The sequence below is a fragment of the Thioalbus denitrificans genome (assembly GCF_003337735.1).
GTDB classification, from domain to species: domain Bacteria; phylum Pseudomonadota; class Gammaproteobacteria; order DSM-26407; family DSM-26407; genus Thioalbus; species Thioalbus denitrificans.
Window position 1 is genome coordinate 786,871 of sequence record NZ_QPJY01000001.1, and the last position, 20,278, is coordinate 807,148.

Genomic DNA, 20,278 nt, shown 5'->3' on the forward strand with positions numbered 1-20,278 from the left:
AAAGAGCAGATTAAAGAGGTGTTATTTAAAGCGGTCGGCAATTTAATGCCTGCCGAAAAGGATTCAGCAAAAGGTTCATGTAATGTCGCTTGGTAAAAAAGCGTTATCTGGTGCGCTATGGAACTTATTTCAGCGGGCGGGTACGGCTTTAATAGAATTCCTTGTAACGTTAATTCTTGCGCGGTATCTGAGTCCTGGTGAGTTTGGGTTGCTGGCAATGATGGCGCTGTTCATTGCAATTGCAAACAACGTTATGGACTCAGGTTTCACAGAGGCACTTATACGAAAGTCAGATGTGAAGTCGGTGGATCTAGATACCGTTTTTTACTCAAATCTTGTTATGGGTATGGTTGCGTACACTATATTGTTTTTCAGTGCACCAATTATTGCGGGCTTTTATCAAGAAGAAAAATTATTGAATTTAATTCGCGTTACTGGTTTGGTTGTTTTAATTAATGCATCAAGAATGGTCCATGTTGCCATATTGAGTCGAAAATTAAATTTTAAAAGACAACTGCAAGCAACTATTCCTGCGGTTATTATTTCTGGTGTAGTTGCGGTTACTCTAGCGCAAGCCGGTGTGGGTGCATGGTCGCTTGTTGTGCAGATGCTTGTGACTGCATTTGTTAGCAGTGGCATTTACTGGCGGTTAAGCATATGGCGCCCCGGTTTTAGGTTTAGGCGAAGTACGTTTCGTGAGTTGTTTGGATTCGGCTCAAGATTATTTGGAGCTAATTTAAATAACATTGTTTTTGAAAACATTTACGTACTAGTAATAGCGCGAATATTCAGCGCAACGGTCGCTGGGCATTACTTTTTGGCAGATAAAATTAAGAATATGTTACTACAGTTGCTTGTCGGAACCATGCAGACTGTCATGTATCCAGCCTTTGCAAGCATACAAAACGAAACTGAAAAATTAAAAAGCGGTTTTCGCCAGATCGTGAAAGTGACAACATTCATATTGTTTCCACTTCTGCTATTTGTGGCAGCTTTGGCAAAACCGCTGTTTTCTTTCCTGTTACCAGAAGACTGGTCATCTGCTGCGCCATATTTGCAGTTGCTATGTTTTACGGGCTTGCTTTACCCATTGCATGCGATAAATCTAAATGTTTTAAAAGTAAAAGGTCGTTCAGAGCTTATTCTCTATTTGGATATAATAAAAAAATTATTTATGATATTTGTGCTTTTTTTAAGCTACCGTTTCGGAGTGATAGGAATATTAATAGGGCAGTTTGTAGGTTCAGTAATATCATATGTGCCAAATAGTTACTATTCGTCGCGCTTGATAGGTTACTCAATAAAGGAGCAGTTGGCTGACATCTATCCATCGCTTCTTCTTTCAGCGGCTATTGCAGGCGCGGTATTCGTGCTTGTTGAATTGTTGCCACTAACATCAGAGTTGCAGTTGACTATATTGGGGTTGGCGTCTGTGGCTGCATATCTTGGTCTAGCGGTCATGTTTAATATGTCGTCTATGCAGATTGCTGTATCTATATTTGGCATAATGCGTATTCAAAAATAGAATTGCAATTATACGTTGTATTAAAATGCCAATAATTTTAATGGCTAAACTTATAAATATTGTATTCAATAGCAAAATGGCCTGCGCCTGTACTATTTTCAGAGTAATTAATTGATGCGCAATGTCTAGAAATATATGAAGGAGAACAAGCGTTGTGGCAAACTATTCCTGTGATGTCAGTGTATGTATAACCTCTTATAACCACGAAGATTATATACGCGACTGTGTCATGAGCGTAATTGCTCAACGCGAGGATGTCTCGTTAGAGGTAATCATCGGTGACGATTGCTCAAATGACAAAACAAAACAAATTCTGAAAAAACTGAAAACAACATACCCTGATATAATAACAGTGGTGAGACATGAGGCGAACCTCGGGTATGGTGCATTGAATCTTAGATCCATTCTTCCTCTGACCAGAGGTCGCTATATTGCTCACTTGGATGGAGACGATTTTTGGCTTCCAGGAAAACTTCGTCAACAAATGCAATACATGGAGAAAAATGATGGATGTGTAGCGGTGTGTACAAATTCATTATGTCTGGACAAAAATGGTGTGGCATTGGGTGTATTCAACAATCAGGGAAAAATAAAAAGAATAAGCAGAACATATCTTATGCAATATGGTAATTTCATCAATCATAGTACCCTGCTCTACAAAGCGGAATTGCGTGAGTCAATAATACCGCCAGATGGATTGTTCATAGATTATACGCTACTTATGAACTTGGCTTCGCTTGGGGATATTGGATACATAGACAAGATTCTGTCAGTGTACAGGATAGGTACCGCATCGTCTGTTATTGATAATTTGAACGAGCATGTGCGTTCATTGTACTGGGAGTCAATAAATAAACCGTCTGGTGAAGTGGTTGGTGATAGAAATAAGCGGTTGGCATCCGCGGACTTTCTCAGCAAAGTCTTCTATCGATCCATTAAAACGCGCTCAATGGCATTGATGAAAAAATGGTGGCCTATAGTCTCTGCTGAGCATCGAGAACATAAAGCAAGGCTCACATTGTTGGCCATATCAAATATCCTGATTACTGGAATTCGTCTGTTTTTGTCATTGGTGGCATCCCGTATCGGTGGGACTCGCCTTCGAGTTATCTATTGGCGATAAGGCTAGATGAACAGGATCAACTACAAAAAAGCATTACTTGCTTTGGCATACCGTTTGGCATGGCCGCGTAATCACAAATGTATTCTTTGTGCGCATTCTTTCTTCAGGTACCTTCCCTATCGAAAAGGTAGCCTGCATTCCGCACCTTTAATGCGCGCACTTGATGTCGTCGGTAGTGACACTGATCGCTTCAGTTGCCCCTGGTGTGGTTGCCATGATCGCGAACGGCATCTTTACATGTACATGAACGCTAGCGGTATATTTGATGCGATCACAAATAGAAGCGTGCTACATTTTGCGCCTGAGAGAAGATTGTCAGAGCGTATAGTGTCTGCAGGGCCTGAGAAATACATCAAATGCGACTTCATGCCACAGGCGATCGATGTGATGCCTGTGGACATTCTTGATATACCATTCAATGACTGTAGTTTCGACATTCTGATCGCCAATCATGTAATGGAGCATGTGGCGGATGATGCCCGTGCCCTAACAGAAATATATCGAGTCTTGAAACCTGGCGGTTACGCAATTCTGCAAACTCCATACAGTTCCAAGTTGCAAAAAACATGGTCAGACCCAGGTATTGATACGGATGAGTGCCGCTATCAAGCATATGGGCAAGAGGACCACGTTAGGCTCTATGGGCTCGATATATTCGAGCGATACAAGCTCTCGGGATTGTCATCTTGTGTCAAGTGGCATGACGAACTGCTGGGAGATTTCGATGGGTGGTCTTATGGTGTCAACGAAAATGAACCATTCTTTCTATTTATGCGAAAGCAGATGGAGTTCGATCGCTAATTACCGTATTTCAGGTAAACCGTAATGCAAAAGCAGTTTTAATTTTCTGGGAAATATTATGAAAACATTTCCGTAAACACGGGGTGTAATGCGACGCAGCCTGTGAATTTTGTGACGTTCTCCATGGAGATGTCGGGCCTGCATGAAAAGGCTCTGAAATACATTCCAATAAATAACTATAAATAACTTAGCATTACGTTTGAAAAGTGTTAATGAAGCACCTTCAATAGCGAGCAGTATCAAATGCAAAGGTAGGATCAGGCAGAGTCGCAATAGGGGGCTACACAACACCATTACGAACGTCTTGTTACGTTCAGACAGGCGACGTCGACGGTAGGTCGTTGACAACCCATTGTCGCTGGCGCGCCCTCCACCAAAGCTGGCTCCCTGGCGATGTCGGTAGTAACTGCCAGCAGTCGTCTGAACCGGATAGCCCGCGAGTCTTGCACGACAACAGAGATACATATCCTCTGCAATGGATTCGAACCAATCCGGGAATCCGCCAAGTTCCTTCCATAGCAAGCGTGGCAGCCACATGCAGGCACCGATGACCATTGCGACATCGCGTCGTGCAGGGTCAATGTTAGGCACAGGATTGTAAAAGGGGTCGAGGAGGCAGCCGCGGTCAACGACATCATAACTTTCCCAGTCACGTTGTGGCAGGGTGAGGATGCCTTCGGGCGACTGTGCTTGGGATGCAGTCAGCAGTGTAATCAGTGCATCAGGGGCTAAGGCGGCGTCATTGTTGAGCAGTAAAACGTACTTTCCACGAGCAGTTTCAACCATCCGATTGTTGCTGATGCAGAACCCGACATTTTCCTGACTTTCGATTACACGAATGTTCGGGTACATGTCGACCGGATAACGTTCACGCAGCAGGGCGAGGGAACGGTCAGTGGATGCGTCATCGTGAATGATAATCTCGACCGGGATACCGCCAGTCTGTGTTAACAAGGAGTCTATGCAGTCTGAAAGGACATGCTCACCATTATAGTTAGCGATGCAGATGGAGCAGAGGGGGTGAACCTGCCCGTTCATGCCTGTTGTATCCACCATTGCCAGGTGAACTCGAGTCCGCGCCGCAGGGAAGTTCGCGGCGACCAGTCGTACTCCTGTGACGCTTGGCCGGGGTCAAGGACGACCCGGTTGATGTCGACTGTCCTGCCGGTGTCATGGACAATATTCAGCGTTGCGCCTGTAACGTCTCGGATTTCATCTATCAGCGAGTTGAGGCTGACACCGACCCCGCTTGAAGCATTGAAAATATGGGTGCCGGCAGGTATGGGACGGCCCAGTATGGCGAGGCAGAGCTGGATGAAATCGTCGATGTAGAGGTAATCCCGAACGGAGGTTCCGTCACCCCACACGGTCAGCGGAATCTGGCTCTTCACACAATCGAGCGCGGTCGGGATGATGCCGAATCCGCTTCTCCTGTTCTGTCCGGGACCATAAAGATTGGAGGGGCGCAGTATGACGGCTGACCGCTGGAATTGCATGCAGAAGGCATGGATGAAGTGTTCGGCGGCGGCCTTTCCGGCCCCATAGTAGGACCTCGGGCGTATGCTGTCCTGCTCGCAGGCGGCGCGACCATTGGTCTCTCCGTAGAGTGTACCCCCCGACGAAAGGTACAGGAGTTCGCAGTGGGGTGCTGACTGAAGTGCCTCCAGCAAGGCGAGGGTCGGTCGCAGGTTGGCATCCAACTCGGCGATGGGCAGCCCAGCCGTTTGGCCGGGTGTGGATCGGGAGGCGGTGTGGATGACTGCACGTGCGCGGCTCAGCAAGGGAGACAATTCTGCCGGGGTGTCGAATGTGCCAGTAACTGTTTCAATAGCAGGGGACAGTTCTGCGGATGGTCTGCGCACCAGAGCGATGACAGGTACGCCATGTGAGGCAAGAGTCGTCACGAGGTGTCTGCCGACAAATCCGCCGGCGCCTAAGACCAGGACTGCGTCAGCCATACCGCTTGTCCTCGATCAACTCGTGGTACAGGCTGACATAGCGCGCGGCGCAGTCCTCCCAAGTGCCGAATTCACGGCTTGCCCAGTTCCGGGCGGCGGTCCCTATCCTGTGGTTGTCAGGCCAGGTCTCAAGTTCTTTGACTCCTTCGCTGAGTTCTTCGGGTTTTCCACACAGCCAGCCGGTTTCGTTGTGAAGAATGAGGTCTTCGTGGGCAGGAATGCGTGATGCGATGATGGGCAGACCGGCGGCCATCGCCTCGAGTAGGACCTGCGGTCGCCCCTCAGCATGGCGGCTCAGTGTAATGAACCCCTGTGCGGTCGGAAACCAGGTCTTGCACAGGTTTTCCGGGTTTTCCGGGCCATGGTAGTGCAGCCAGGGTGGCAGCTTGATGGACTCCTGCATTGGCCCGAAGAGATGCAATTCGCGGTGTTGACCCTCGAACAATGGTGCGCACCAGTCAAACAGGGGGCCCAGCTTGTCCCGGGTGATGCGGGTAACTGCCAGCCATCTTGCAGGGCTCCTGGTCTGGCAGTCGCGCGTGATGGCATACCACATTGGATCGATGCCAAAAGGAACGAACACTACCTTGGCGAGTTCTGAGAACTGGCTCTTGAGTATGGGTACCATCCAGTCGGCATTCGGGCAGATGATCGTGGGATGGTTATTGAATATCCGCCGGAGCATGGCCCGCATCATTGGGAGTTTCAGAAGCAGCATATCCGTGCCGAGGACACTGACAATCAAGGGTTTTCTGTCCGCCGGCAGGGGCAGAGCGTTTTGCAACCAGTTGACATGATAAAGATCGACAGATGCTGAACGCTTATATGCCGACCGCAGCATCATAAGCAGCTTGACTGCGCTTATGAATGCGACGCCCTTGTTCGTTCGCAAGAGATGTGCGATTCCTCCCTTATGCATCAACTCACTCAGCCAGGCAGACTCCCGAAGGGTGGTGGCTGGATTGATTGCAGTGTGCATGTCGCCAGGTGGTGCCCACAGGTTGAGTTCCAGATCGGCTCGTAAGGCCAGGGCATTGCAAAGGTTTCTGATGAATATGCCCTTCCAGTCTTCCGTGCTTGCTGGATAGGTAGTGCTTACCATGAGCGCAGTGATTGGTTCGTTCATGGTGGTGATCCTTGACTCGGCATCCTGGGCGAAATTATTGATGCTCAGACGGCGGAAGAACGTGCGAGTGGTTATTGTTTACTGATCCGGTCAACGGTGGGTCTCTCCACATTGAAATTCCCATTGCGATATGAGGTTTCCGATGTGGTGCGATACATCAGCTGGGTGATTTGTTCCGACACCAGGCCAATCAGGAATATGGTTACCGAGGCAGTCAGCAGGAACAGCGTTGCCAATGACAAGCGCCCCTGGGTGGCAAATGTGTAGACATAGTAGCCAACGCCGAATAGGCCATGTACTGCGGCAACAGGAGCGAAGAGCTTGAGCGGCGAGTAGAGAGTCCCTATGCGGAATATGATGAGCAGGAACCGAAGTCCGTCCTTCAATGGCTTGATGTGACTGCTGCCTATGCGTTCCGATGCGACGATAGGCACGTAGGCTACGGGGTAGCCGCTGCGAAAAAATGCCATGGTGCTGGTGGTCGGGTAGGAGAAGCCGTTGGGCAGGAGGTAGAGGAACTGGCGGAACTTCTCGGCCCTTACGGCCCGGAAGCCCGATGTCAGATCGGCGATGGGCTGCCCGGTCATGAGGCTCGCCAGACGATTGTAGAAGCGGTTGGCGAGGCCGCGTCCTACGGTTGCCTGGGAGCCCTTCTGCCGTGCGCCCACCACCATGTCATAGCCCCTGTCCAGTTTCTCCAGCAGGCGGGGGATATCCGCCGGGTCGTGCTGTCCGTCAGCATCCATGAAGACCAATATGTCGCCTATTGCCACCCGGGCGCCGCTCTTGATGGCTGCGCCATTGCCCATGCCGTAAGGGTGGCTGACGACCCTGGCGTCCAAGGCCTCGCACACAGTGGCTGTATCGTCTGTGGAACCGTCGTCCACGACAATGATCTCCCCTGTGGCCACCACTTCCCGCAGCCTGGGCAGCAGTGTACGCAGAGAGGCGGCCTCATTGCGGGCGGGGATTACGATAGACACGCTCAACGCATTGCCTCCATCAGGATAGGGTTTGAGAGTATCCGGATTCATAACATGTGGTTAATCATACAGAACTTTGTGCAGAAAGGTGTGAACGATGCACATGACCGCCTTCGCCCTGGATTCCATTCCGGTCCATGCGTTGGAGATCAAGCCCCGGATGCAGAGGTCGAACGAAATGACGATCGGTACTAAAGGGCAAGGCCATATGGGTCGACAGCCATGCCGGGACGACGACATTCGTGGACCGTCTGTAGCGCTGGGGTGGCATCCCACCAGTTATGGCAGGTTCGCGGTCACTTCCGGTCGGATGTTGGTTATTTGTTCTTCTTGTGACATTCCGGAGTTTTTTATATCACGAATGTATCGCTCGATTGCGTCCCTGTAGAGGCTGCTGAGTGGCCAAGGCCGGTTTTGTACTCTTCTCAACGCCGCCTGAAGAAAATCAAGCGCAAGGTCATATCGCTTGGCCGAAATCAGGATATTTGCGGCGAGGTAATAGGTTCTAATCAAGTCTTTGCTTTTTATTGCGTATTGAATGGACTCCATCGTTTTATTGAGATTTCTGTCATCTGCATAAAGAGTGGATTTTGCGATGTATAGATTGTGCATGCTGATCCTGCTTTTATGAAAATTTTCATTTGTAAGCAAGCTGTCAAGCAGGATATGCATGTCCTTGTTGTCAACTCCTTGGCATTGGTCTGACACTACGCTCTCTGTCATTTGTTGCGCGAGACCAACGGCGCCAAGATTCAGGGGGCTTGTGTTCAGTGCTATTTGTGCGTCTTTCAGGCCCGTTGGGCTTATGCCTGTAGTCTCTGGGTGCAGGCATTCGTGGTATAGCTGGAGGAGAATTAGGCCGGAATTATTCTTGTCACGGTCCAGGGCCTCGGAAATGATTCTGCCTGCTTCATTGTATTTGTGTTTAAAGGTAAGTCTGTTTACATAGAATTCAGTGGCGCGAACGGAATCAGGATGTTCATAGAGGCTGTAGATTGCCAAAGCGTTGGCATCGCCCCAGGTCTTTGCATTGGTGTGAGTGCTGTATGCAAAAACAGATGTTGCCAGAATGACGATAAATATGAAGTAGGAATTCGAAATATTTCTGGTCGCAAAGACAAGCGAGCTGGCGGTTAATAGGGAAATGCCCATGCCTGGCAAGTAGTTTCTATGCTCGAAATACAGTTCGAGTGGTATGAATGAAGATTCGAGCAAATGGCCAATGAAAAACCACAGAACACAGAAAGCATACATCGGGGCCCGTTTTCTGAAATAAATGGAAGAGCCCAGGAGCGCCCCAAGAAAGAGTATTGCCGCAAGAGTGGTCGCCGGCGAAAGTATGCTGTGAGAAATCTCTATGTCGTCATAAAAGATGCTGGAGCTGGTAGATGTTGGGATGACTAGGTTGTAGAGAGATAGTATCAATACCCTTGACTGGGTCAGCAGACGCTCCCATATGCTGAAGTCCCTGATCTCATAAGTGACGAGATAGCTGGGGATGGCCGACAAGACTTTAATGACAAGAAGAGCGCACGGTAGTATTACAACGATTAGTCTCCATCTCCTGAATGAAGCGGGCTCATCGGTGCGGTTTGACTGTATGAGGAAATAGTCGATTAATAGAGTCAGTGGGATGCCGAGAACTGCATTCTCTTTCGACAAGACGCCAAGTGACAATAGAAACGGATATATGATCCAGAGTAAAATTGCGGCAGAATATTTTGAGTTGCTGGCGGTCGTTTTTCCATAAACAAAAGCTATCAGGGCGAGTATTACAAACAACGCCGAGAGGATGGTCATTCGTTGAACGACGTAGAGGACGGTTGAGACATTCAGCGGATGGAGAAGCCAGATCGCAGAACCAAGCAAGGCGACAAGATTTGCGCTCTTTCTCAGGAACGCAATGTTAGAGTTGCGGCAGATTATTAATAACAGCCACGCCCAGGAAAGGCCTGTAATCAAATGCAGGCACAGGTTGACGTACTTGAAACTCCAGGCGTCAAACGGGTAATCCTCGGCGGTGAGAATGAAGCTGAGCATGGAGACGGGGCGGCCTGGCAGCCCGGCCTGGTCCGCTCGGCTGAGGGCGACAGCTATGGGATCGGGAAAATATCTTTTGACCAATTCAAGGGAGGAAAAGTCATCCAAAAGGAACGGGCCGCCCAACCCGATCCAATAAATATATATGGTGACGAGGCAGACAAAGAAAAGCGATCCGATAAAAACCCTATCCGAAGCGTCTTGCATGGGTGATTGCATGGAAGATATTCATACAGCAAAAGAAAACGCCCACCGAAGTGGGCGTTTTCATCAACTTGGAACCTTGTTCCTTGTCGCGAAGAACGACACGGATCAGTTGCGGCAGTTGGAGGGGTAATATTTCTGATCCGCAATAGCGCCGGAGTTGCTGCAGGACCACTCGATATCCTTGCGCGCGGAGTCGCGGGTGCCGGTCAACTGTACCCGGGTCCCGTTGACGGCAGTGTTGATGTTGGTCAGGAACACGCCCACGACAGGCTGAGCGGCGTTGCTCCAGGTCATGCCGCTGGTATAGGGGGTGGTGCGTCCCGTATCAATGCCGATTGAGACAGAGCTGGCGGCCAGGGTGCCGTTGGTGGAGTAGTACTCGGCTACTGTGGTCTTTGCCTCGGCCAGGGACGCCAGACCCTCGGACACTTTCGAGCGGGCGATGTAGTCCTGATAGGCCGGGATGGCGATGGCGGCGAGGATGCCGACGATGGCCACCACGATCATGAGTTCGATGAGGGTGAAGCCCTGCTGGGTGCGCTTCATGGTGATTCTCCTTGCTGTTCTCTGAGCGGGAAACGATGGTCTTCTTTGTTGCCGGGATGATGCCCTTGTATTCCTGATGAAGCAGGATGCATGCCAGGAAGCATCAATCTAAAGCATTGTCGCTGATTGTTATTGTAAGCAGATGATGTTAGGTGAATATGTAGACTGTCTCACACTCCTGTCAAGACGAGAAACCCTCATGTGGGCTGGTTTTTCCCTTCCGGCCAGTAATTGCTCGTGACCTGCAGCGTTAGAAAGTGACGCGATGTGTCACCTTGCCTGTCTCCTGATTCCGCGCTCACGGGATAGACTTTGTCTAAACCGTGTACGTATACTGTAACACCATGGGAACGTTAACGAATTCACAGCCCGTGCCGGCCCCCGACCTGATGGGGCTCCTGAGGCACCACGGCATCAACCCCACCCAGCAGCGGCTCGAGATCGCCCAAATTCTGCTCGCACGTCCGCAGCACATGTCGGCGGAGCAGGTGTTGCTGGAGGTCAACCAGGGCCAGGCCCTGGTTTCGAAGGCGACGGTCTACAACACCCTCGGCCTCTTTGCCCGCAAGGGGCTGGTGCGCGAGGTCATCGTCGATCCCTCCAAGGTCTTCTACGACTCCAATGTGAGTGCTCACCAACACTACTTCAATGTGGATACGGGCGAGCTGACCGATATCCCCGGGCACACCATGACCATGCCCGGCCTGCCCACGCCACCGGAGGGCACGGAGGCGGTGGCCGTGGATGTCATCGTGCGGGTGCGTAACAAGGACTAGCGGCGAGTTCCTGGTTTCGGGTATCGAGGAGGTGGCTTCGCTCTGGCGGGTGAGTTGGCAGAGGAATCCGCCCCTCCGGGGTTGGTTCAAGGTCCTCCATTCCCTGCGGCCGTAGGGCTGGATTCAGCCGGCCGGACGAGGCGCCCTGTTCGATGCTGTTGTGCAGATGAATCTTGCACCTACGAACCGGTGGCCGGTGGCCTGTGGCGCTCATTCCAAGGCCGGGTTCGTCCGGCCGGATACAGATCTCCGGCAATACACCCCTTCGTGTTCTTCGTGGCTTCGTGGTGAAAGGGCGGACTGGGATCCGGGGAGGGTTTCAGGTGGCTCCGCGTCATCCGGGGGATGTGGGGTGCGGTGGGTGGACTCTCCATTTGACACTGGGTGTGAACGTGGTTTGGTGTTTTCCCAGCCTTACCTTATACTTTGCGGCCTTGTGCCGGAGTAGCTCAGTCGGTAGAGCAACTGATTCGTAATCAGTAGGTCGGGGGTTCGATTCCTCTCTCCGGCACCAGAGATTTCAAGGGCCTGCGTTACCGCGCAGGCCCTTTTTTCGTTTTGGCGCGACTGGAATCGCCACGGGGCCGGTCATGTGTGCCGGGCCTACCCAGTCTACCCGCCCGATGCCCTGTCGCGGCGAGGGCGCCCCTCCCACCAGGCTGTCCGGCTCCCGGGGCTGGGCGCGCCCGGTGGGGGCCCATCCCCAGGCCGACGGCTGTGCTATGTTGCATGTTGTGCCGCAGCAACCCGGTTGCACGCGGTCCGTCTATGCTCATAGCGAATCCATGAACAGGAGGAATGATGGCGGAGGTTCGTTACCAGGACCTGGATTACGGGATCACGGTCATCGATGCGGAGTTCCACCGCCCCGGCGTGGCGGCCAGCTACCTGGTGGTGGAGAGGGGGCGCGCCGCCTTCGTGGAGACCGGGACGAGCCTGTCGGTGCCCGGCCAGCTGGCGGTGCTGGAGAAGAAAGGGATCCCGCGGGAGAGCGTGGACTACGTCATTCCCACCCACGTCCATCTCGACCACGCCGGCGGGGCCGGCGAGCTGATGCGCCATCTGCCCGCGGCGCGCCTGGTGATCCATCCCCGGGGCGCGCGCCACATGATCGATCCCTCGAGGCTCATCGCCGGGGCCGCCGCGGTCTATGGCGAGGAGGCCATCCGGCGCCACTACGGCGAGGTGGTGCCCGTCCCGGCGGAGCGGGTGATGGAGGCCGGCGAGGGCGATGAGGTGGATCTCAATGGCCGCACCCTGCGCTTCCTCGATACGCCGGGGCACGCCCTCCACCACTTCTGCGTCGTTGACGAGGCGGGGCGGGGCATCTTCACCGGCGACACATTCGGTATCTCCTACCGGGAGTTCGACAACGAACAGGGCGCCTGGATCTTCCCCACCACCACGCCGGTGCAGTTCGACCCGCCGGCACTGCATGCCTCCATCGACCGGCTGGTGGCCCAGGGGCTCGACTACATGTACCTGACCCACTATGGTCGGGTGGGTGGGGTCGATCGGCTGCGACGGCTGCTGCACGAACAGATCGACGGCATGGTGGCGCTGGGCCGGGAGCATGCGGCTGCCGGTGCCCGCCGGAAGGAGCGCCTGATCGGGGGGCTGATGGAGCAGATGCTGGCGCAGTTAGAGCGCCACGGCTGCACCCTGCCGGTGTCGCGGCGCCGGGAGCTGTTGACGATGGACGTGGAGCTCAACGTCCAGGGACTTGAGATATGGCTCGATCGCGAAGCGAAGACGGCGGCCTCCGCCTGAGCGGTGTGTTCTCCGGGCGCGTTGCCGCACGGCTCATGGTGCTGTCGCTGCTCTTGGGGTTCTGGGGCGCGCAGGCGGCGGGCGGCGGCGGTGTCCTGCGCCTGGAGATCAGCGGCGCCATCGGTCCGGCCACGCTCGAGTACCTGGAGCAGGGCCTGGAGGAGGCCCGGAGCCGCAATGCAGAGCTCGTGGTCGTGGTGCTCGACACCCCGGGCGGTCTCGACGGGGCCATGCGCGGGATGGTGCAGGCGATTCTCGCCTCGCCGATACCGGTGGCGGCTTACGTTTCGCCCCAGGGCGCCCGCGCGGCCAGCGCCGGGACCTACCTGATGTACGCCAGCCACGTGGCGGCCATGGCGCCGGCCACCAATCTCGGCGCCGCCACGCCGGTGCGCATCGGCGGGGTGCCCGGCGGCGATTCCGGTCCGGACGACGGGGACGGCAACGGCGATGCCATGGAGCGCAAGCTGGTCAACGACGCGGTGGCCTACATCCGCGGACTGGCCGAGCTGCGCGGGCGCAACGCCGACTGGGCCGAGACGGCGGTGCGGGAGGGGGCCAGCCTGAGTGCGGAGCAGGCGCTGAAGGCGGGTGTCATCGACCGGTTGGCGACCGACCTCCCGGCGCTGCTCAAGAGCCTGGACGGATTGGTGCTCGACGTGGACGGCCGCGAGGTGACCCTGGCCACGGCCGATGCGCCGGTGACCGTCCTGGAGCCCGACTGGCGCGCCCGGCTGCTCGCTTTCATCACTGACCCCAACGTGGCCTACATCCTGCTGCTGGTGGGCATCTACGGGCTCATCTTCGAGTTCGCCAATCCCGGCGGCTTCGCCCCGGGCGTGGTGGGCGCCATCTGCCTGGTCCTGGCGCTCTACGCCTTCCAGCTCCTGCCCATCAACTATGCCGGCCTGGCGCTCATGCTGCTGGGCATCGCCTTCATGGTGGCCGAGGCGGTGGTGCCGAGCTTCGGCGCGCTGGGCATCGGCGGCGTGGTCGCCTTCGTGGCGGGGTCGGTGATGCTGCTGGACACGGACGTGCCGGGCTTCGAGATCGCCTGGCCCATCATCGGCACCCTGGCGCTGTCCAGCGCGGCGTTCTTCATCCTCGTGGTGGGCATGGCCATCAGGGCCCGGCAGCGCCGGGTGGTGAGCGGGGCCGAGGAGATGGTCGGCAGTCCCGGCGAGGTGCTGGAGGATTTCGTCGACGGGCATGGCTGGATCCGCGTGCACGGCGAGACCTGGCAGGCCTGGAGCGGGGTCCCCCTGCGCCGCGGCATGCCGGTGCGGGTCACGGCGCGGGAGGGGCTGCGGCTGAGGGTGGAGCCTTTGCCGGACAAGGAACGGTAGGCGGCCCTGCAGGCGTAGGATGGGCAAAGGAGCGCAGCGACGTGCCCATCGGCATGGAGGTCGGTGCGGGCGTGATGGGACGCGGCGCCTTGCCCATCCTGCCGGCTTGGCGTCCCTGGCGCCTTGGCGGTGAACCGACAACGAGCAGCGCTGGGTGGGCAGGAATCCCTGCCCGTTGCGAACCAGGAAACGGAAGCCGAGGAGAATGCTCATGATTACCCCTCTCTACGTGATAGTGGGCCTTGTCGTTGCCCTCCTGTTCTACTCCTTCAAGATCCTGCGCGAATACCAGCGCGGCGTGGTCTTCCTCCTCGGGCGCTTCTGGAAGGTGAAGGGCCCCGGACTGATCATCATCATCCCCTTCATCCAGCAGATGGTGCGGGTGGACCTGCGCACCGTGGTCATGGACGTGCCGAGCCAGGATGTCATCTCCCGCGACAACGTGTCGGTGAAGGTGAACGCGGTGATCTACTTCCGCGTCATCGACCCGGAGCGGGCCATCATCCAGGTGGAGGACTACTTCGCCGCCACCAGCCAGCTGGCCCAGACCACCCTGAGATCGGTGCTGGGTCAGCACGAGCTGGACGAGATGCTGGCGGAGCGGGACAAGCTCAACGAGGATGTCCAGCGGATCCTCGACACCCAGACCGACGCCTGGGGCATCAAGGTGGCCAACGTGGAGATCAAGCACGTGGACCTGGACGAGAGCATGATCCGGGCCATCGCCAAGCAGGCGGAGGCGGAGCGTGAGCGGCGGGCCAAGATCATCCACGCCGAGGGCGAGATGCAGGCCTCGGCCAAGCTGCTGGAGGCCGCCGAGGTCCTGTCCCAGAAGCCCCAGGCCATGCAGCTGCGCTACCTGCAGACTCTCTCCGGCATCGCCGGCGAGAAGAGCTCCACCATCATCTTCCCGGTCCCCGTGGACACCATCGACACCTTCATCGAGAAGGTGTCGCACGCGGTCCGGCCCCGGGCGGAGAGCTGATCGGTTTATTGATTCACCACGGAGAAGGACGAAAGGCTGAAGGAAAAGGCAGTTAACCGCAGATTACGCTGATTAACGCAGATTTTCCTGTCATGTTTCCAGACGTTCAGGGTCGATTGAGGCGCCCCTGGCCGTCGCGGACACTGCCTGGAGAACCCGTTGCGCGTGGTTCATCTCCGGGCCAGTCGGCGTAGGATGGGCAAAGGAGCGCAGCGACGTGCCCATCGGTGTGGAGGTCCGTGCGGACGTGATGGGCACGCTGCGCTTTGCCCATCCTACGGGCTGCCTTTTTCCTTTCACCTTTCGCCTTTCTTCGTGTCCTCCGTGCCTTCGTGGTGAAAATCTGCCTTTTATCAGAAAACTCTGAAATGCCGATGGGTTGCCGTATACTCGGACGCCTGTACCTGCGTTTCCTGGTGAACTGAGTCGTGGATTTTCCCGCCGGCATCGTGGGCGCCCCGTGGAACTGGCTGGGGCACCTCATCTACATCCCGGTTCTGCTCTGGGCCCTGTACCGGGCGCCCTGGTGGCGTATCCGCCAGGGCGAGGGCCAGCACCTGTTCCTGGGCGCCTGCGCCCTGGCGGTGGTGCTGTGGAGCATCCGCGCCGGCGTGACGCCCGGGCTCAACTTCCATCTCCTGGGCGCGAGCCTGATCACGCTCATGTTCGGCTGGGAGTTCGCCATCATCATCCTGAGCATCGCCCTGGCGGGCATCACCGGCTACGGAAGGGCGGGCTGGGACATGTTCTCCCTCAACGGGGTGATGATGATCCTGCTGCCGGTGCTGGTCAGCTACCGCATCTTCCTGATCGTCGACCGGAAGATGCCCAACTTCTTCATCTATGTCCTCGCCTGCGGCTTCTTCGGCGCCGGGCTGACCATCGCGGTCGCCGGCCTGGGCGCCATGCTGGTGCTGTGGCTGGGCGGGGTCTACAGCATCGATTACCTCGCCAACAACTACCTGCCCTACTTCCCCCTGCTGATGTTTCCCGAGGGGTTCCTCAACGGCTGGCTCACGGCGGTGCTGGTGGGCTTCAAGCCCCACTGGATGCGCACTTTCCGCGACGAGCGCTACATTGACGGGAAATAGTTGCCGGTTGCCGGGAATCGCGCGGCGGGTCGCGGAGACGTAGCAGAGACGTAGGATGGGCAAAGGAGCGCAGCGACGTGCCCATCGGTGCGCAGGAGGTGACGGCCACACCGCACCGCGCCCACCCGACGCCCTTGGAATGCGGCCGTGATGGGCACGCTGCGCTTTACCCATCCTCCGGACTCGCAACCATCACCTATTCAAACCGCATGGAGAGGTCCACGGCCCTGACGTCCTTGGTGAGGGCGCCGGTGGAGATGTAGTCCACCCCGGTCTCGGCGATGGCGCGGACGGTGTCCAGGGTGACCCCGCCGGAGGCCTCCAGCTTCACCCGCCCGGCGGCCTTCTCCACCGCCGCGCGCAGTCCGTCCAGGTCGAAGTTGTCCAGCAGCACGGTATCGGCGCCGGCGCCGACGGCCTCGTCCAGCTGCCCGAGGGTCTCCACCTCCACTTCCACCGGCCGACCCGGCGCGCTCCTGCGGGCGGCGGCGATGGCGGCGGTGATGGAGCCGCAGGCGGCGATGTGGTTCTCCTTGATGAGGAAGGCGTCCCAGAGGCCCATGCGGTGGTTGTGGCAGCCGCCGCAGGCCACGGCATATTTCTGGGCCGCGCGCAGGCCGGGGAGGGTCTTGCGGGTGTCCAGCACCCGCGCACCGGTGCCGGCCACCGCCTCGGCGTAATGGCGGGCGAGGGTGGCTGTGGCGGAGAGGGTCTGGAGCAGGTTGAGCGCGCTGCGCTCGCCGGTCAGCAGCGCCCGCGCAGGTCCCTCCAGGGTGCAGAGGGTCTGCTCCGGCTGCGCCGCGTCCCCGTCCTCCAGCTCCCAGTCCACCCGCACCGTGCCGTCCAGCTGGCGGAAGACCTCGTCGAACCAGGCCCGCCCGCACAGCACCGCCGTCTCGCGGGTGATGACCCGCGCCCGGCCGGCCGTGCCGGCGGGGATGAGCGCGGCGGTGATGTCGCCGCCGCCCACGTCCTCGGCCAGGGCCCGCGCGACGAGTTCCCGGATGGCTTCCGCTTCCATGGGATCAATCCACCGCCAGCAGTTCCACCTCGAACACCAGCGTGGCGTTGGGCGGAATGACGCCGCCGGCGCCCTGGCGGCCGTAGCCGAGCTGGGGCGGGATGGTCAGCCTGCGCATGCCGCCCACCTGCATGCCGGCCACCCCCTCGTCCCAGCCGCGAATCACCCGGCCGCCCCCGAGGGGAAAGCTGAAGGGCTCGCCGCGGTCGCGGCTGGAGTCGAACTGGCGCCCGTCCGTGAGCCAGCCGGTGTAGTGCACGGTGACGCGCTTGCCGGCCTCGGCGGTGGCGCCGTCGCCGGCCTTGAGGTCCTCGTACTTCAGTCCCGAGTCGGTAATCATCGCGGTCATGGTGGAGTTCCCGTATCTGCGGCAATCCGCACAGCATAGCGGAGGGGCGATATCCCGGGCTACTGTTGCCGGGCTCACTCCGGGCATCGGGTCGCGGCGGCATATCGCCCCGCGGCGATGCCGTACGGGCTCCCCGGCCGCTTTGCAGGGCCGAATTCATTCGGCCGGGCACGGCAGCGGCTGGTGTCGAGTTGTGAGCGGATATCGCCCCGGGGGCGGCCCCCGCGCCCGCTGAATGCGTCTCCAGGGGTGAAGCAGTACACTGGATCAGGCATATACCAAAATAAGATGCCCGGCCGTGATGGCCGGGGCGGGGCGGGGGTGATGGGCGGAAACCAGCTGCGGGTACTGTTCCGGTCTCTGGCGGAGAGCGCCAGGGACCTGCTGCCCATCGTGGTGGTGATCGCCGTGTTCCAGCTGGCGCTTCTGCGCCAGCCCATTCCCAACCTGCTGGATCTGCTGGTTGGCGCACTGCTGGTGCTGCTCGGCCTGACGCTCTTCATCCGCGGCCTGGAGATGGGGCTGTTCCCCATCGGCGAGACCATGGCCTACGCCTTCGCGCGCAAGGGCAGCCTGTTCTGGCTGCTGCTGTTCGCCTTCGCGCTGGGGTTCGGCACCACGGTGGCGGAGCCGGCGCTCATCGCGGTGGCCGACGAGGCGGCGAAGATGGCGGCGGCGGACCGGGTCATCGCGAACGACCCCGCGGCGCTGGCGGGCTATGCCAAGGGGCTGCGCTATACCGTGGCCGTGTCGGTGGGGTTCGCCATCGTCGTGGGCGTGTTCCGCATCATCCGCGGCTGGCCCATCCAGTACCTGATCGTGGGCGGCTACATGGGCGTGGTGATCATGACCATCTTCGCGCCGAAGGAGATCGTGGGCATCGCCTACGACTCCGGCGGGGTCACCACCTCCACCATCACGGTGCCCCTGGTGACGGCGCTGGGGGTGGGGCTGGCCTCCTCCATCAAGGGCCGCAATCCCATGGTTGACGGCTTCGGCCTCATCGCCTTCGCCTCGCTCACCCCCATGATCTTCGTCATGGGCTACGGCATGGTGGTGGGATGAGCGGCCTGCTCGCCGCGCTGCTCGATACCCTGCGCGATGTGCTGCCCATCGCCGTGGTGGTGTTCGGCTTCCAGCTGCTGGTCATCCGCCGGCCCATACCCAACCTCAAGCGGGTGCTGCTGGGATTCGTCTACGTGCTGCTGGGGCTGGCCCTGTTCCTGGAGGGGCTGGAGCAGGCCCTGTTCCCCCTGGGGCGGCTGATGGCCGAGCAGCTCACCGCGCCGGAGTTCATCAGCGGCGGGGCCGAACTGCTGAGCCGGCCCCTGGGGGCCTGGGACTACCGCTGGATCTATCTCTTCGCCTTCGCCATCGGCTTCGCCACCACCATCGCCGAGCCGTCGCTCATCGCCGTGGCGCTGAAGGCCCACGAGGTCTCGGGCGGCGCCATCAGCGTCTGGGGGCTGCGCATCGCCGTGGCCATCGGGGTGGCGGTGGGCATCGCGCTGGGCACCTTCCGCATCGTCACCGGAACGCCCATCCACTGGTACATCATCGCCGGCTACGTGGTGGTCATCATCCAGACCCTCTACGCACCCCGGCTCATCATCCCGCTGGCCTACGACTCCGGCGGCGTCACCACCTCCACCGTGACGGTGCCGCTGGTGGCGGCGCTGGGGCTGGGCCTGGCCTCCACCGTGCCGGGGCGCAGCCCGCTGGTGGACGGTTTCGGACTCATCGCCTTCGCCAGTCTCTTTCCCATGATCAGCGTCATGGGCTACGCCCAGCTCAGCCGCTACCTGGGCCGATCCGGTGGTGGTGCAAACAGAAGCAGACAGGGACTCTGACCCGGAGGAACGCACATGCGCTTCAAACTGATCGTGGTGTTCGTTGAGGACGGCAAGACCGAGGCCGTGCTCACGGCGGCCCGTGAGAAGGGGGCCACCGGGGCGACGGTCATCAGCAATGCCCGCGGGGAGGGGCTGAACCAGCCCAAGACCTTCTTCGGGCTGAGCCTGGAAACCCAGCGGGACATGGTGCTGCTGCTGGTGGAGGAGCACCTGGCGCGCAGCATACTGGAGAAGATTGCCGAGGTGGCGGAGTTCGATGAACGGCCCGGCACCGGCATTGCACTGCAGCTGGATGTGGAGGACGCGGTGGGAGTCGCCCACCAGGTCCGCGAACTCGCTTCCGTGGTAGAGGAACAGATATGAGCCCGAGCAAGCTGGTACAGGTGCGGGACGTGATGAACCCGCAGGTGGACATGGTGGACGGCATGGCGACCGTGCGCGAGGCCCTGCGGGCGCTCCAGCACGTGGAGAACAAGTGCCTGGTGGTGAAGAAGCGGCACGAGCATGACGAGTACGGCATGCTGCTGCTCTCGGACGTGGCCCGCAAGGTGCTGGCCCAGGACCGGGCACCGGACCGGGTCAATGTCTACGAGGTGATGACCAAGCCCGTGATCAGCGTGGAGCCCGGCATGGACATCCGCTACTGCGCCCGCCTGTTCGACCGCTTCGGGCTGACCCGGGCCCCGGTGGTGGAGTGCGGCGAGGTGCTGGGCGTGGTCAGCTTCACCGACCTCGTGCTGCGGGGGATGCTGGCCGGGGAGTGATGCGCCTCTGTGTG

The 20,278-nt window shown here is 58.1% G+C and carries 18 protein-coding genes, 1 tRNA gene and 1 pseudogene; 12 read left to right on the forward strand and 8 right to left on the reverse strand.

What is annotated here, in order from left to right; genetic code table 11:
* The first annotated feature begins 82 nt into the window (after window positions 1-82).
* The 3 genes from DFQ59_RS03735 (at window position 83) to DFQ59_RS03745 (ending at window position 3,449) form a co-directional block, all read left to right on the forward strand.
* On the forward strand, window positions 83-1,525 hold the full coding sequence (locus tag DFQ59_RS03735; RefSeq protein ID WP_114278293.1) for a lipopolysaccharide biosynthesis protein: 1,443 nt from the start codon (window positions 83-85) through the stop codon (window positions 1,523-1,525).
* Between the two features lie 154 nt (window positions 1,526-1,679).
* On the forward strand, window positions 1,680-2,648 hold the full coding sequence (locus DFQ59_RS03740; protein ID WP_114278294.1) for a glycosyltransferase: 969 nt from the start codon (window positions 1,680-1,682) through the stop codon (window positions 2,646-2,648).
* Window positions 2,649-2,654: 6 nt separating this feature from the next.
* Window positions 2,655-3,449, forward strand: a complete 795-nt coding sequence (locus tag DFQ59_RS03745) for a class I SAM-dependent methyltransferase (RefSeq protein WP_211314768.1) — start codon at window positions 2,655-2,657, stop codon at window positions 3,447-3,449.
* Here the strand turns inward: DFQ59_RS03745 and DFQ59_RS03750 are convergent, their stop codons facing one another.
* The 6 genes from DFQ59_RS03750 to DFQ59_RS03770 form a co-directional block, all read right to left on the reverse strand.
* Complete coding sequence (locus DFQ59_RS03750) at window positions 3,450-4,487, reverse strand: glycosyltransferase family 2 protein (RefSeq protein ID WP_114278295.1); 1,038 nt, start codon at window positions 4,485-4,487, stop codon at window positions 3,450-3,452.
* Window positions 4,484-5,407: an NAD-dependent epimerase/dehydratase family protein gene (locus DFQ59_RS03755; RefSeq protein WP_114278296.1), complete on the reverse strand. Its 924-nt coding sequence runs from the start codon at window positions 5,405-5,407 to the stop codon at window positions 4,484-4,486. The genes DFQ59_RS03750 and DFQ59_RS03755 overlap by 4 nt, the downstream gene beginning before the upstream one ends.
* A complete protein-coding gene (locus DFQ59_RS03760; protein WP_114278297.1) occupies window positions 5,400-6,533 on the reverse strand; it encodes a glycosyltransferase family 4 protein in 1,134 nt (377 codons plus the stop codon). Before DFQ59_RS03760 ends, DFQ59_RS03755 begins: the two co-directional genes overlap by 8 nt.
* A gap of 71 nt (window positions 6,534-6,604) precedes the next feature.
* Complete coding sequence (locus DFQ59_RS03765) at window positions 6,605-7,567, reverse strand: glycosyltransferase family 2 protein (protein WP_114278298.1); 963 nt, start codon at window positions 7,565-7,567, stop codon at window positions 6,605-6,607.
* A gap of 228 nt (window positions 7,568-7,795) precedes the next feature.
* Window positions 7,796-9,763 (reverse strand): hypothetical protein, encoded by a 1,968-nt coding sequence (locus DFQ59_RS19435; RefSeq protein WP_147275159.1) that lies wholly within the window; start codon window positions 9,761-9,763, stop codon window positions 7,796-7,798.
* Window positions 9,764-9,868: 105 nt separating this feature from the next.
* Window positions 9,869-10,309 (reverse strand): pilin, encoded by a 441-nt coding sequence (locus DFQ59_RS03770; RefSeq protein WP_114278299.1) that lies wholly within the window; start codon window positions 10,307-10,309, stop codon window positions 9,869-9,871.
* A gap of 344 nt (window positions 10,310-10,653) precedes the next feature.
* Between DFQ59_RS03770 and DFQ59_RS03775 the strand changes: the two genes are divergently transcribed.
* The 6 genes from DFQ59_RS03775 to DFQ59_RS03800 all read left to right on the forward strand — a co-directional run bounded on the left by DFQ59_RS03775 (window position 10,654) and on the right by DFQ59_RS03800 (window position 16,277).
* A complete protein-coding gene (locus DFQ59_RS03775; RefSeq protein WP_114278300.1) occupies window positions 10,654-11,085 on the forward strand; it encodes a Fur family transcriptional regulator in 432 nt (143 codons plus the stop codon).
* A 438-nt stretch (window positions 11,086-11,523) separates the two neighbouring features.
* Window positions 11,524-11,599: transfer RNA gene (locus DFQ59_RS03780), tRNA-Thr, on the forward strand.
* Window positions 11,600-11,886: 287 nt separating this feature from the next.
* Window positions 11,887-12,855 (forward strand): MBL fold metallo-hydrolase, encoded by a 969-nt coding sequence (locus DFQ59_RS03785; protein ID WP_114278502.1) that lies wholly within the window; start codon window positions 11,887-11,889, stop codon window positions 12,853-12,855.
* On the forward strand, window positions 12,816-14,201 hold the full coding sequence (locus DFQ59_RS03790; RefSeq protein ID WP_245937170.1) for an NfeD family protein: 1,386 nt from the start codon (window positions 12,816-12,818) through the stop codon (window positions 14,199-14,201). The genes DFQ59_RS03785 and DFQ59_RS03790 overlap by 40 nt, the downstream gene beginning before the upstream one ends.
* A gap of 211 nt (window positions 14,202-14,412) precedes the next feature.
* Window positions 14,413-15,186 (forward strand): slipin family protein, encoded by a 774-nt coding sequence (locus DFQ59_RS03795; RefSeq protein WP_114278503.1) that lies wholly within the window; start codon window positions 14,413-14,415, stop codon window positions 15,184-15,186.
* 428 nt (window positions 15,187-15,614) lie between these two features.
* Window positions 15,615-16,277 (forward strand): energy-coupling factor ABC transporter permease, encoded by a 663-nt coding sequence (locus DFQ59_RS03800; protein ID WP_114278302.1) that lies wholly within the window; start codon window positions 15,615-15,617, stop codon window positions 16,275-16,277.
* 196 nt (window positions 16,278-16,473) lie between these two features.
* On the opposite strand, the gene nadC is transcribed toward DFQ59_RS03800, so the two are convergent.
* Complete coding sequence (gene nadC / locus DFQ59_RS03805; protein ID WP_114278303.1) at window positions 16,474-17,298, reverse strand: carboxylating nicotinate-nucleotide diphosphorylase; 825 nt, start codon at window positions 17,296-17,298, stop codon at window positions 16,474-16,476.
* 4 nt (window positions 17,299-17,302) lie between these two features.
* Window positions 17,303-17,647, reverse strand: a complete 345-nt coding sequence (locus DFQ59_RS03810; RefSeq protein WP_114278304.1) for an FKBP-type peptidyl-prolyl cis-trans isomerase — start codon at window positions 17,645-17,647, stop codon at window positions 17,303-17,305.
* 324 nt (window positions 17,648-17,971) lie between these two features.
* Between DFQ59_RS03810 and DFQ59_RS20020 the strand changes: the two are divergent.
* The 3 genes and pseudogenes from DFQ59_RS20020 (at window position 17,972) to DFQ59_RS03830 (ending at window position 20,264) form a co-directional block, all read left to right on the forward strand.
* Window positions 17,972-19,497: pseudogene (locus DFQ59_RS20020) on the forward strand (DUF1538 domain-containing protein).
* Between the two features lie 15 nt (window positions 19,498-19,512).
* Window positions 19,513-19,863: a P-II family nitrogen regulator gene (locus tag DFQ59_RS03825; RefSeq protein WP_114278306.1), complete on the forward strand. Its 351-nt coding sequence runs from the start codon at window positions 19,513-19,515 to the stop codon at window positions 19,861-19,863.
* Window positions 19,860-20,264 (forward strand): CBS domain-containing protein, encoded by a 405-nt coding sequence (locus DFQ59_RS03830; protein WP_114278307.1) that lies wholly within the window; start codon window positions 19,860-19,862, stop codon window positions 20,262-20,264. The genes DFQ59_RS03825 and DFQ59_RS03830 overlap by 4 nt, the downstream gene beginning before the upstream one ends.
* Window positions 20,265-20,278: the final 14 nt, after the last annotated feature.